The organism is Moraxella sp. E33BD (assembly GCF_041807865.1).
Lineage (GTDB): Bacteria > Pseudomonadota > Gammaproteobacteria > Pseudomonadales > Moraxellaceae > Moraxella > Moraxella haemolytica.
In genome coordinates this window covers 119879-133423 of record NZ_JBGTZD010000001.1, presented here as the reverse complement: position 1 = coordinate 133423, position 13545 = coordinate 119879, and the positions used below count along the sequence as shown (strand labels likewise).

Annotated in this window: 13 protein-coding genes; 11 read left to right on the top strand and 2 right to left on the bottom strand. The window is 41.6% G+C overall.

Annotation, left to right across the window (positions count from 1 at the left end; all coding sequences use genetic code 11):
• The first annotated feature begins 161 nt into the window (after positions 1–161).
• The 5 genes from ACERC6_RS00600 (at position 162) to ACERC6_RS00580 (ending at position 3820) form a co-directional block, all read left to right on the top strand.
• A complete protein-coding gene (locus ACERC6_RS00600) occupies positions 162–1715 on the top strand; it encodes a hypothetical protein (protein ID WP_373627322.1) in 1554 nt (517 codons plus the stop codon).
• Between the two features lie 156 nt (positions 1716–1871).
• Positions 1872–2555 (top strand): ribulose-phosphate 3-epimerase, encoded by a 684-nt coding sequence (gene rpe / locus ACERC6_RS00595; protein WP_373627320.1) that lies wholly within the window; start codon positions 1872–1874, stop codon positions 2553–2555.
• 1 nt (position 2556) lies between these two features.
• Positions 2557–2874 carry a hypothetical protein gene (locus ACERC6_RS00590; protein ID WP_284674449.1) on the top strand — a complete coding sequence of 106 codons (318 nt, stop codon included), beginning with the start codon at positions 2557–2559 and terminating at the stop codon, positions 2872–2874.
• Entirely contained in the window at positions 2874–3185 is a 312-nt protein-coding gene (locus ACERC6_RS00585) for a hypothetical protein (protein ID WP_284674450.1), read from the top strand. The genes ACERC6_RS00590 and ACERC6_RS00585 overlap by 1 nt, the downstream gene beginning before the upstream one ends.
• Positions 3186–3247: 62 nt before the next feature.
• Positions 3248–3820 (top strand): hypothetical protein, encoded by a 573-nt coding sequence (locus tag ACERC6_RS00580; RefSeq protein WP_284674451.1) that lies wholly within the window; start codon positions 3248–3250, stop codon positions 3818–3820.
• A 108-nt stretch (positions 3821–3928) separates the two neighbouring features.
• Here the strand turns inward: ACERC6_RS00580 and ACERC6_RS00575 are convergent, their stop codons facing one another.
• Complete coding sequence (locus ACERC6_RS00575) at positions 3929–4570, bottom strand: response regulator (RefSeq protein WP_284674452.1); 642 nt, start codon at positions 4568–4570, stop codon at positions 3929–3931.
• Positions 4571–4943: 373 nt separating this feature from the next.
• On the opposite strand from ACERC6_RS00575, the gene ACERC6_RS00570 reads away from it, so the two are divergent.
• From ACERC6_RS00570 to ACERC6_RS00555, 4 genes are all read left to right on the top strand, one after another.
• Entirely contained in the window at positions 4944–5993 is a 1050-nt protein-coding gene (locus tag ACERC6_RS00570) for a D-alanyl-D-alanine carboxypeptidase family protein (RefSeq protein ID WP_373627318.1), read from the top strand.
• Positions 5994–6104: 111 nt separating this feature from the next.
• Entirely contained in the window at positions 6105–6764 is a 660-nt protein-coding gene (locus ACERC6_RS00565) for a thiamine phosphate synthase (RefSeq protein ID WP_373627317.1), read from the top strand.
• A gap of 55 nt (positions 6765–6819) precedes the next feature.
• Positions 6820–10365: a transcription-repair coupling factor gene (mfd, locus tag ACERC6_RS00560; RefSeq protein ID WP_373627316.1), complete on the top strand. Its 3546-nt coding sequence runs from the start codon at positions 6820–6822 to the stop codon at positions 10363–10365.
• Positions 10366–10456: 91 nt separating this feature from the next.
• Positions 10457–10894: an HIT domain-containing protein gene (locus tag ACERC6_RS00555; protein WP_373627314.1), complete on the top strand. Its 438-nt coding sequence runs from the start codon at positions 10457–10459 to the stop codon at positions 10892–10894.
• A 144-nt stretch (positions 10895–11038) separates the two neighbouring features.
• Here ACERC6_RS00555 and ACERC6_RS00550 read toward each other — a convergent pair whose 3' ends face one another.
• Complete coding sequence (locus ACERC6_RS00550) at positions 11039–11437, bottom strand: septal ring lytic transglycosylase RlpA family protein (RefSeq protein ID WP_373627313.1); 399 nt, start codon at positions 11435–11437, stop codon at positions 11039–11041.
• Between the two features lie 316 nt (positions 11438–11753).
• Here ACERC6_RS00550 and ACERC6_RS00545 point away from each other — a divergent pair, with 316 nt between their 5' ends.
• Complete coding sequence (locus tag ACERC6_RS00545; protein ID WP_373627312.1) at positions 11754–12959, top strand: phosphoglycerate kinase; 1206 nt, start codon at positions 11754–11756, stop codon at positions 12957–12959.
• A gap of 210 nt (positions 12960–13169) precedes the next feature.
• Complete coding sequence (locus ACERC6_RS00540) at positions 13170–13466, top strand: entericidin (protein ID WP_373627311.1); 297 nt, start codon at positions 13170–13172, stop codon at positions 13464–13466.
• Positions 13467–13545: the final 79 nt, after the last annotated feature.

Below are 13545 nucleotides of genomic sequence, written 5' to 3'. Positions count from 1 at the left end.
CTTGTGTTACTAATGATTTTGTTTTAATATACAACCACGCAAGTTGTTATGATGACAGTTAACAATGATGTCTTGTAAAAAATTATATCTTGCGGATTGGATGGTCTTTAGCTTTTGGTTGTAATGTCTAAGACCCTTTAAGGAAAAAATGGAGAATAAATATGCGTATTTTTAATCATAAGGCTTTGGCAATAGCCATCGCTTCTGTTGGTGCTATTGGTACGGCAAATGCCGCAGGTCTTGATCGCTCTGGACAGGATATTACTGCATTTTTGCAAGATGGTACTTATGCTGAGGCGGTCTATACTCATGTAGATGCTGACCTTACCGGTTTAGATGCTGCAGGTCGAGCCATCAGTGATATTGCCAAACCTTATGGCTTTTTCCGATATGGCGTAAAAACTGACATCAACGACAGCTTTAGTATCGGTGTTTTATATGATGAGCCTTTTGGGGCGGATGTTAACTACACAGGTGATAATAACTTTGTATCACAAGGTGCGGGTGCTACCTATGGAGAATTAACCAAAGGTACTGCAGCGGCGTCAACACCAGTTGAGAGTGTTTTGCGAATAGCAGAATGGATGCGAAGTGTTGATCAACAGCTACAAGAGCGTGCCAAAACCACACTAACTCCTAGAGCGGGTGTCGAATACTATGAGAAAAATAAGGAAGAGCTTGATAAAATTAACTCTCATTTGAATGCTGGGCAGATTTCACGGGAGATGCGTCTTTGGACATTACAAGGCGAAAAATTCAGAAATGACAGTGGCGTTAAAGGTCTAGATGGTCAGCCTCTTGATGGTAAAGTTGGCAAGAGAATCGGGGAAGAATATTTTAATCAAGTGGCAGCATTAGCCAACATAACTCAAACCGCTGAAGATCAGAAAGGTCAAAGCACTAATGTATCGATTAGTACCAATAATGTAACCATGCTGATGGGTGCAAAATTTGGTACTAACAAAAACTTCCAAATTTATGGTGGACCTTCCGTACAACGCCTAAATGGTGAGGTGCATTTGCGTGGTGCAGCTTATCAAAGAGCGCAGGGTTATGACGCTAAAATCAGACAAGACCAAGCGGTCGGATGGGTAGCAGGTGCTTCGTATTCTAAGCCTGAGATTGCTCTAAAAGCTGCTTTAACTTATCGCTCTGAGATTGAGCATACTTCTGTCATCAATGAAGTTTTCCCAGCATTGGGCGTTGCAGGCGTAACTTCTCGTGATTTTAGTGTGGCTCTGCCAGAGTCTTATAACCTAGATTTCCAAACTGGCGTAAACCCAACCACACTACTGACTGCCAAGGTTCGTTATGTGCCTTGGGGCAATTTTGACATTCGTCCACCAACTTATGGTGATGCAACCGCCAAAAGTGCTGGCGTAAGATTACCAATCGTTAGCTATGACAAAGATCAATGGCAGGCTGAAATTGGATTGGGTAAGAAGATTTCTGACAAACTGTCTGTTGCAGGTAATATCGGCTATGACAGTGGTTCAGGCAGTCCTGCTACTTCATTAGGTCCTATCAAAGGTTATTATAGCGTAGGTCTGGGTGCTAAATATAGTATTACGCCAGAATGGTCGCTATCTTTGGGTGGTAAATATCTGAAGTTTGGTGATACCCAAGCTCAACTACCAACCAAAGCAATCGTTGGTAAATTTGAGGATAATGATGGCTTCATCGCAGGTGTAAAACTTGCTTATCATGCCAAATAATTATCTAACAACTAGATAATCTCATATCTAAATAAAAAACAAGCTTTTAAATAAAGGCTTGTTTTTTATGATTTTTGAACACTGTGCTGATTAGGTTTTGGTTGTGAAAAGTACCAAAAAGCATTATAATAAAATTTTTTAATTAGACCTAAATTCATGAAACCATATCTCATTGCTCCGTCTATATTGTCTGCTGATTTTGCTCGCCTTGGAGAAGATATTCAGGCTGTCCTTGATGCTGGTGCCGATGTTGTTCATTTTGATGTCATGGACAATCATTATGTCCCCAATCTTAGCTTTGGGGCGGTTGTGTGCAAAGCATTAAAGAATTATGGCATCACTGCACCCATTGATGTGCATCTGATGGTATCGCCAGTAGACAGTATGATTGAGCAATTCATTGACGCAGGGGCGGATATCATCACTTTTCATCCAGAGGCGTCCGAGCATATTGACAGAAGCTTAAATCTTATCAAGGATGCCGGTATTCAATGTGGTCTGGTGTTTAATCCTGCCACGCCATTACATTATCTAGATTATACCATTGATAAACTTGACCAGATTTTAATCATGAGTGTCAACCCTGGTTTTGGCGGTCAAAAGTTTATTGATGGCACGCTTGATAAGGTGCGTTCGGTACGCCGTATGATAGATGAGCGCAGGCTAGATATTCGCCTAGAGATTGATGGCGGTGTCAACCCCAAAAACATTCGTGCCATTGCAGAGGCTGGTGCGGATATGTTTGTGGCAGGTTCTGCAATTTTTGGTAAAGATGACTATCAGGCGGTCATCAACACAATGCGTGATGAGCTTGCTTTGGTGGGTAGTCAAGAGAGTTAAAGTGGATAAAAACAATCATCATCAGCTCTCAAGTGTCATTCCTTGGGGTGTTACCGTTGCTTTATTTTGCTCATCGTTGATATTAAGTTTGGCAGGGTATGGGCTTCGTCTCTTGGCAGGTGATGACACGCAAGCGGTCATCAGTCATGCCATCAAAGTTGTACCATTCTTTGTTTTTGTCGTACCTGCATTGATTTGGCTAGGTAGTTTATTACTGAATAAAATGGGCAAGACCACCATTCATCCAAGAAACGCATGGACGCTAGGTTGGCTACTGGCCACTGTCGCCATGCTCTCTATTATGGGGGTGTATAGCTGATGTTAACTCGACTTATTCCTGATAAAATTGTACCATCAGGCATTCCTAAGGGGCTTATTTTAACTTTGATTGTGGCGGTCATGCTGATTGGATTGTCAGGTTTTCGCTTAGGTGGTGGCGATAGACTGCAAGGTTGGTTGCATGTGCTTGAAAACTGGTTGGTTGGGCTTATCATTATTCCTGCTTTGACAGCACTGATTGCCATGCCGATTAAATATCGAGACGAGAGCTTTGATGTGAAAATGGCTTATTATCTGGGTATGTTTGTTTCGTTTTTATTCATGATGGCAAAGTTGCGTTATTGGCGTTAGATATTGAAAAAAGCCAAGTAGTCCTTATATTAGAATAATAAAAAACACTTTGGAGTTGTGCGATGTCTGATAAAGCAGATGATGAGTTGATCAAGCGTCTGATTAAAGAAGCAGAAGCTCTCATAGAAGAAGAGTTACAAAAGAAACTGGCAACACAACAGCCACGCATTAGTCAAGAAGAGCTGTTAGCACCTGACCTACATGAATCAATACACAAAGAGTTAACACAAGATGTTGATACCAACAAGCCTAAACGCCGTGGCAGACCCAAAAAAGCCAAGCCTGCTGATGAAGTTGTGGACTTGGGCGAGAACAAAAAGCCAAAAGTTAAACGCAAAAAACCCATCGCTAAAAGTCTGGTTAAAGAACGCCAAAATGGTGAAATGATGGTCAAAGAAGCAGTGCTTGAATTTGTGGAGCGTGAAGACGGTGTCTTAACTTTACAAGAAGTGGGTAGAGAGCATGAGCCGATGGTTACCATTGCTTTTTCTGAGCAGGCAAAAGCCATCATTGGTGATGATGTGCAGATGGTGGGTCAGAGCATGATTCATGCCGCCATCGCAACCGTCATGCAGCGTCAGATGAGTTCGTGGCACGCCCATGTTTATGATGAAATGCCCAAACACTATAGCTAAACGGCTTGATGGGTAGTTGATTTGATGATTGATGACAGCTTGATAATAAAAAGCCACAAAGTATTTTTGTGGCTTTTTATTTTAAAATGATGCTAGATGCCCAAGTGTTTATTTGGTATCAATTAGTCCATGACGCATGGCAAGATGGGTAAGCTTAACATCACTATTTACACCCAATTTCTCAAAGATACGATAGCGGTAAGTATTGACCGTCTTAACACTCACAAATAACTGGTCAGCAATCTCTTGCACACTTTGGCAGTTCACCACCATCATGGCAACTTGTTTTTCTCGCTCGGATAGAAGTTCAAAGGGTGATTGTGTTTGCTCGCCTAGAACTGTATGGGCAAGCTGTTCGGCAACATCGTGGCTAAAATATTTGCCACCGCCATGCACTTTTTTGATGGCTCGAATCATCTCATCAAGTGGCGTTCCTTTGGTGATATAGCCATCAACACCTGCTTTTAGTAGCATGGAAGGATAGGGCTGTGCCGATAGGCTAGATACTGCTAAGACTTTGATGTTTATGTCAATTTGTTTAATACGGCGAGTTGCCTCCACGCCATCCATGTTGGGCATATTCACATCAAGCAGGACAATATTGGGGCGATGCCTACGAGCTAGCTGTACGGCGATATCGCCGTCATCCGCCTCTGCAATTACCTCAATATTGACATCATCATCAAGCATACGAGCGATGCCCATACGCACCAAATCATGGTCATCAACCACCAAAACTTTGATTGTCATGCAGCTCCTTAAGCACTTAATTAAGTCGTGTTATCCTATTTTTGAAAAGTTTAGCATAATTTTACATGATTACAACTGATATTTTTCATTCTTTGGGCGATAAACTGTCCTTTTTTGGTGATTGAAACATTGGATTTTGGGGTGGTTTTTTTTGGATTTTTTATGAAGAATCCATGCTTTTTTGCGTACATAATGTGCCTAAATATGGTAAAATAAAAATAAAGAAAATCCATCTTGTTGTTTGGGCTACTTAGTCGATATTCTAATAAATAGACTGTTGTTCTATTTTGGATTTGTTCAGCTCATCTTATGTTAAAGGTGGATAAATTCAGATTTAAGCTGAGTAAAAAGTCGCTGTTTTTGAGGATTCATCATGAGAAATGTTAAATTAACCAAGCGTCTCGGTATTCATTGTGCTGTGGTGGGCACGATGCTCTTAGGGGTTCAGACTCATGCGTTCACGGTGGACAGTAGCAATCAGCGTATCATCACTGCTTCAAAGGCGACCCCGCCTGCCAGTTCAACAGTACAAACCACGACCACCATCAGACCTGCCGATGTTCAAACGGTGGGTGGGTCATTTGGCTACACGCAAGTGCCAACCACAACCACGCCAACTTATGCTTTATCACATCAAAACGCCCCTTTGTTTGACCAGTTGGCGGTGAGTACCAATTCATCAGCGGTGGCGGTCCTTGACCTAGAATCTGGCAACTTGATTTATTCAAAAAATATCGATGACACTCGCTCTATTGCTTCTATTAGCAAAGTCATGACAGTCATGGTTATTTTAGATGCCGGTCTTGATATGCGAGAAGAAATCACACTCATTCCATCAGACCTAGTCGGTGCAAAAAAAGCCACCACCAACTTGCGTGCAGGCGACACGCTAAGTCGCTCTGAATTTGCATTGATGACTCTTATGAAATCTGAAAACCCAGCCGCCAAAGCATTGGCTCGCACTTATCCAGGTGGTTATGATGCGTTCATTGATGCGATGAATGCCAAAGCTAAAAGTCTAGGGATGTACAAGACTCGTTTTTCAGATTCATCAGGTCTTGATCCACGCAATGTCTCATCAGCCAATGACTTGGTGAAAATGATGAAGGCGGTCAGTCAGGATTCTCGTTATCAGTTGCTGCGTAATTTTTCAACAGCACCAAGCTATGATTTTTATATCGTCAATCACAACTTAGGCAATCGCACTTATAAAGCAAATAATACTAGTCGTTTGGTTCGTTCAGGTTCGCACCCCATTGGTGTTTCAAAGACAGGTTTTATTCGTGAGGCAGGTTATTGTGTCGTGATGGAAACCCATGTGAATAATAAACCTGCGGTCATCGTCCTATTGGGTGCTAACGCTTCACAGTCTCGTTGGAGCGATGCTGAAAATATCCTAACTCAGCTTGCTTATCGCCATTGATATAATTGATACTGATATGAGCCTAGATATGGAAATCTGGGCTTTTTCATTGTCTTGACGAGAGTTTTTAGGCTATAATGGCGTATTTTTATTATTTGTCATGTGTTCAATATGTCAACAACCAAGTCCAATCGCCCCAAACTGTATCTACTAACCAACGATGATGAAATCAGCACCTTGCTTGATAAGCTAGAAAGAGCTTTGGATACAGGGGTGATTTCATTGTTGCAGATTCGCCGAAAGACCACGCTACGCCAATACGATCTAGCCACTGTCTATCAAGAAACTGAACTTTTGGTAAGTCTTGCAGATAAATATGATGTACCTGTGGTCATGAATGATGACTTGCAGTTAGCATCGCACTTTTGTACAGGGCTACACTTAGGACAAAGAGATGGTAGCGTAGCGGTGGCACGAGAGATATTGGGCAAGGATGTTTTTATTGGTCGTACCTGCCATTCAGACATTGCTTTGTTTAAACAAGCCAAAAAAGAAGGGGCGACTTATGGAGCAATGGGTGCGGTGTTTGCATCGCTTACCAAGCCAAAAGTCAGACTGGTCCCCATGCCAACTTTACAAAAAACCGCCAATCTGGATTTGCCATTATGTGTGATTGGTGGCATCGCTTTGGATAATGTCTATCAACTGCGAGATGGGCTGTCGGGCACGCCATTGGAGTACATCGCTGTTACTGCCGATATCATGTCGCACAGCAGTGATACCATCGCTGCCAAGTGCCGTGCATGGCAACTAAAACTACAAAATTGGTAATCTGTTTTGATGTTGCTAGTTTTTGACCTATTTTTTATTGTTTAATTTGATTTTCATGACAAACATCACCATTCACACCCCAAAACTTCAGCCTAATTTTCTAACTCATTATCAGCAGGTTAATGATGCCAGTTTGGCATTTTGGCTTTCAGACCATACTAAGATACAAAATCGGCTACATTTAGTCATTTGCAAAAACCAAGAAGAATTACAAACTCTGGCTGGTGAGCTTGCATTTTTTGGGGTTAAGGTTCATGTTTTTGCTGATTATGAAACGCTGGTTTATGACAATCTGTCTGTTCATCAAGACATCATCTCGGAGCGTATTGAGCTTTTGACACACATGCCAACAGCTGGGGTATTGTTGGTGGCAATTCAGACACTCATGCAAAAAATCACCCCACCAAGTCATCTTTTGGGAAGATTTTTTGATTTAAAAGTTGGCGATGTCTTTGATTTGGCACATGAAAGAATCAGATTGGATAAAGCAGGCTATGAAGCGGTGGATAATGTCTATGTGGCAGGCGAGTTCGCTGTGCGTGGTAGTATTGTAGATATTTTTGTTGTCGGTCAGCCTTTGCCATTTCGCTTAGAGCTATTTGATAATGAGATAGAGTCCATCAAATTATTTAATCCAGACACTCAGCGTACCGTCAGTCAAGATGATTTAGCCAAGCTAAAACAAGATGGTATTTTTGATGATGCCATGTTGCCCAATACAGCTAAGGTTGAACATTTTCGTCTGTTGCCGGCACGAGAATTTGATTTAGACGACAAAGAGACCTTTCGTCAGAATTTTGCCAGTCTATTCCCCAATGCCTCCGCCAGAAAGTTTGAGCTGTATAATGATGTCATGAGCGGTATTTCGCCGGCAGGAATTGAGTATTATATGCCACTCTTTTTTGAGTTATCGCAGTGGCAAACCCAAGGAGCTTTATTTAGCTATCTGCCCGATGATGCGATTGTCATTTGTGATGATAGATTGTCTGCTTATCATCACGAGTTTTGGACGCAGGTCAATGAACGCCATCATTCTCGTGCTTTTGATAAAGATAGACCTATTTTGCCGCCAGATTTTTTGTATCTGCCAAGCAATGAGTTCTTCCAATCTCTAAAAAACTATCCTAGAGTGGTATTTGGTAATCAAGAAAATGTATCAGCCCCATTTAAAGATGTTATTACCAAAGCTGTTCCAAACCTGCCCATCAATCATCAGCAGGACGAACCGCTTGATGAATTTCTTCGGTTTGTTCGTGGGTGTGATGAGCCTGTACTGCTTGCTTGTGAAAGTGCAGGGCGGCGTGAGATTGTTTTGGAGTTATTAAAAGGTAAGTTAAACACGACTGTGGTGGGTAGCTTTGGTGAGTTTATTGATAAGTTACCAACTTTTACGGATACATTAGCAATCGTTGTTGCCTCCATTGAGCGTGTTTTGTGGTTGATGGGTGAGCATGGTTTTTGTGTCATTACTGAAGCACAGATTTTTGGCAGGCAGGTAAATCATGCCAGACAGCGACGCCAAAACGCCTTATCGCAGGCTTTTTTGATTAAATCAGTCAGCGAAATGACCGAAGGGTCGCTTGTCGTGCATTTATCCTATGGTATTGGTCGCTATGTGGGACTGGTTGTGCTAGATGTGGGAGAAGGTGAGCAAGAATTTATTCATATTAAATATGCTGACGATGCCAATGTTTATGTACCGATTACCAATCTTGCGTTAATCGGTCGGTATAGTGGTACAGACAGTGAGGCGGTGCAGTTGTCAAAAATCGGTTCTGGCAAGTGGGATAAGGCACGCCAAAAAACTCTAACCGATATTTATGATGTGGCAGCAGAGCTACTTAATACTCAGGCTCGCAGAAATGCACGCCAAGGCATTAGCTTTGATATAGATATGGTGCAGTATGAGCTGTTTGCCAGTGGATTTGACTATGAAGAGACGCTTGACCAAAAGCTCGCCATTGACGCCGTAATGTCGGATATGAAACAAGCAAAGCCAATGGATAGGCTAATTTGTGGTGATGTTGGTTTTGGCAAGACAGAGGTCGCCATGCGAGCAGCATTCATTGCTGTGCAAGCGGGCTATCAGGTGGCGGTGTTGGTACCAACCACACTACTGGCAGGACAACATGAAGACAGTTTTAAAAATCGCTTTGCTGATTGGGCAATTAAAATTGAAAGTTTATCAAGATTCGTTGGTAAAAAAACACAAGATAAGGCACTGACTGATTTAGCAGAAGGCAAGGTGGACATTATTATTGGTACGCACAGGCTACTACAAAATGATGTGAAATTTAAGAACTTGGGTCTAATGATTATTGATGAAGAGCATCGCTTTGGTGTGCGTCATAAAGAAAGAATTAAAGCCATTCAGTCTGATGTTGATACCTTAATGATGACCGCAACGCCCATTCCTCGCACGCTGAATATGGCACTATCAGGAATGCAAGACATCTCTATCATTGCAACACCACCAGCTAGACGACTGGCTATCAAAACCTTTGTCGCTGAAAAAAATGAACAGACAATCAAAGATGCCATCTTGCGTGAGATTCTGCGTGGCGGACAGGTATATTATTTACATAATGATGTTGCAAGCATCAATTCAGTTGCTGAAAATCTATCCAAACTTATCCCTGAAGTGCGTGTGGGGGTGGCACATGGACAGATGGCAGAAAAAGAACTATACAGCGTGATGAGTGAGTTTTATCACAAAAAAACCAATGTGCTGGTAGCAACCACGATTATTGAGACAGGCATTGATGTACCCAATGCCAACACCATCATCATCAACCGAGCTGATAAATTTGGACTGGCTCAGCTACACCAGTTGCGTGGGCGAGTGGGTCGTTCGCACCATCAGGCGTATTGTTATTTGTTTGTGCCATCAATCAAAGGCTTGGCAAGCGATGCCAAAAAACGCCTTGATGCCATCAGTCGTGCCAACACGCTTGGGGCCGGATTCATGCTGGCTAGTGAAGATTTGGAGATTCGTGGGGCGGGGGAGATTTTGGGCAAAGAGCAATCGGGTAATATGCAGACCATTGGTTTTGGGCTGTATATGGATATGCTAGACCGTGCCGCCAAAGCGATTAAATCGGGCAAGACCCCAAGCCTAGAAACACCACTTGATTTGGTCAGTGATATCAATATCCACGCATCTGCCTTGATACCTAGCGATTATCTAGCTGATGTTCATGAAAGACTGTTGTTCTATAAACGCATTGCCAACGCCCAAGAAACCGATGAGCTTAATGACTTAAAAAGTGAGATGATTGACCGCTTTGGTGGTATGCCCACCGCTCTTGCCAATCTGTTTTTGGTACATAAAATGCGAGTACAAAGTATGCCACTTGGCATCACAAAGATTGATGTAACAGGAAAATTACTAACCTTAGAGTTTAAGGCAGATACGCCGATTGATGGACTTGCCATCATTAGGTTGATTCAGTCTAATAATGGTTATCGCATGATGGGAGCGACAACGCTCAAACACACCTTTAAAGATGAAAAAGATGTGGCTACAAGGGTAAATGCTGTCTTTGAATTGCTTAAATATTTTGAAAATAATTTGGTTGAGATGAAGTTAGCATCGCCTTAAGATGTATAAATATTTAACAATGTTCAATAACAGGTAGATTTGTGCTACAATGTCCATATTTTAGCATAATTGATAATTAAAGAGAAAAGCAATGTTTCAATTACATCCAACACTTGCCAAGGATACTTTTTTGGTGGGGGATTTTCCCTTATCAACTGTCAGATTGATGAATGACTGTCAATTTCCTTGGCTTATTTTGGTGCCGAGAGTATCAGGTATCAAAGAAATCTACGAGCTGAATGCTGCCGACCAAGTGCAGTTCTTACGAGAGTCAAGCTGGGTTTCTAGCCAGATGGCAAAAATCTTTGGTGCAGACAAGATGAATGTCGCTGCTTTGGGCAATCAAGTGCCACAATTGCATTTTCATCATATCGTTCGCTATCAAAATGACAGCCGTTGGCCAGATCCTGTATGGGGTACGCCAGCCATTCCTTATACTGCTGAAGTTTTGCAACACATGCAACAGACACTAATGATGGCTCTGCGTGGGCATCATGAGATGCCTTTTGACTGGAAGATGAGTGTGTAAGTTTTTAAAAACTTAAAAAACACCCCAAAAGCAGTATGTTTTCGGGGTGTTTTTTAAAAATAAACGCTAAAAATTATAAAAGCCCATTAACAGAGCTTTTATTTGTATGTCATTGAAAAGGTATGAATTTAACCAAAAGCTAAATTAGTAAGACTCGTTATAAGCCAAGCTAATTCTTTCATCCGACTGAGTATCTAAAGTGTGCTTTTGGACTTTTTGTACGCTGACTTTTGCCAATCCTTGTGATAGTGGGGCAAGTTGAGCAAAAGCCTTTTTACTCAAATCAATACGGTTTGCCTTACCGATACGATCATTGACTCTACAGATGATTGACTCGCCTGTTTTCACATTGGTAACTTCAACATGAGTGCCTAAAGCATGATTATTGGAAGCACAAGTCATGTCTTGATTGCTGAATATTTCACCATTGGCAGTTTTGCGACCGTTGAATTTATCTGCATAATAAGAGGCTGTAGTTGTCTGTGCATGGGTTATTTGTGCAGCCAAAGTCATCGCTAAAAAAGCACTGATACAATTTCGCATTCAATACCTATTTGATTAAAATGAACGCTTATTATAATGTATTTGCATAAAATATGCCATAGCCTTGCATTGTATTTACAAAAAAATAAATGGTGAGCGTACTTAATGAACCTGACTTTTTCTAAGTCATAAGATGCAAGTTGAGCAAAAAATTGATGAGTAAATTTAAGATTTTTTGCAACGCTGTTTCATCGTCTTGTAACCATCAATCTGTCAGCTGGTTGCCTATTTTTGTCATTTCGTTTATAATCAATAGAGACTTTAAAGGTATTGTTTTACTAAACACTTAACCAAAATTCAACATTAAGGTGATGTTATGACAATCTTAGCAATGCAGGATTTGGATCTGGCAGGTAAGCGTGTACTAATTCGTGAAGATTTGAATGTCCCAGTCAAAGATGGCGTTGTTGCTAGTGATGTGCGTTTACAGGCCGCCTTGCCAACCATCAAAGACGCTCTTGCTAAAGGTGCAGCGGTGATTGTTTGCTCGCATTTAGGTCGCCCAACCGAAGGCGAGCCTGAAGAAAAATACTCTTTACAACCAGTCGCTGATTATCTACAAAAAGCGTTGGACTGTCCTGTACATTTTTCTAAAGACTATTTAGAGAATGGTGTTGATGCCAAAGTCAATGAAGTGGTCTTGCTTGAAAATGTTAGATTTAATGCCGGCGAAAAGAAAAATAGCCCAGAGTTATCAAAGCAGTATGCTAAGTTGTGCGATGTATTTGTGATGGATGCGTTTGGTACTGCTCATCGTGCCCAAGCATCAACCGAAGGCGTGATTCGTGCCGCTGCTGCTGACGGAAAGCAAGTCTGTGCAGGCAATTTATTAGCACAAGAGTTAGATGCTTTGTCTCGTGCCTTAGATAAACCGCAAGCACCTGTACTTGCCATCGTAGGTGGCTCAAAGGTATCGACCAAACTTGATGTTTTGCTTAGCTTGGCTGATATCTGTGATGATATTATTGTTGGTGGCGGTATTGCCAATACTTTCTTGGCTGCTACAGGGGTGAATGTCGGCGCTTCTTTATATGAGGCTGACCTTGTGGAAACTGCCAAGAGCATCATGACAAAGACTAATATTTTGTTGCCTAGTGAAGTTGTGGTTGCCAAAAAATCACAAAGCAATTTTGATAATTTCTTAGGCTCGCTAGAACAGGCTGATGCCATCTACAAGCCTGTAGGTGAGATTGATAGTGATGAGATGATTTTAGACATGGCACCAAGCAGTGCTACCAGGATTGCTACTGCCATCACCAATGCCAAAACCATTCTTTGGAATGGTCCTGTTGGTGTCTTTGAAGTGGATAAATTTGGCGAGGGAACAAAAATTTTATCGCTTGCAATTAAAGATAGCAAAGGCTTTAGTATTGCAGGTGGTGGCGATACTTTGGCTGCCATTGACAAATACGATGTGGCGTCTGAGGTTAGCTATCTTTCAACAGGTGGTGGTGCGTTCTTAGAATTTGTTGAAGGCAAGGTGCTACCAGCCATTAAGGCGTTGGAAGAAGCGAGGGCTTAGGCTGACCAAAAGATGATTGACGATTGATTTTGTTGGTTATCTTATATTGTTTATTTTTTGTTACATTGTTATATAACATCTTGTAAAATCTGACAATTAGAGCTAAACTAAAGCTGACTTAATGCAGTGCTTGATAGATGGTTTGCTGATTATCTACCATCTTTATCAATTACAATAGAACAGATGAAAATAACATACAAGGTATCTATCATGAAAAAATTATTACTTATTGCTACTTTGGCTGGCGTTGCTGTTTTGGCAGCTTGTAGCGATCAGACCAAAGAAAAAGCCGGAGAGACTGTTGAAGCTGCTAAGGCTGACATCGCTGATAAGACAGCTGAAGTCGCCAAAGAAGCAGAAGCCGCTGCACAAAATACCGCAGAAGCAGCCAAAGATGGCGTTCAAACAATTGCTGATAAGACTTCTGAAGTTGCTAAGAAAGTCGGTGCTGCTGCAGATGCTGCTACTAATGCAGAAGCTGAAGTTCCTGAAGAGCAAAAATACTGATTCATGCAATACTAATCAAAGCCCATTTTTATGGGCTTTTTTGATGATTGTCTTGGAATTGGTAGTTTTTTACTGATAA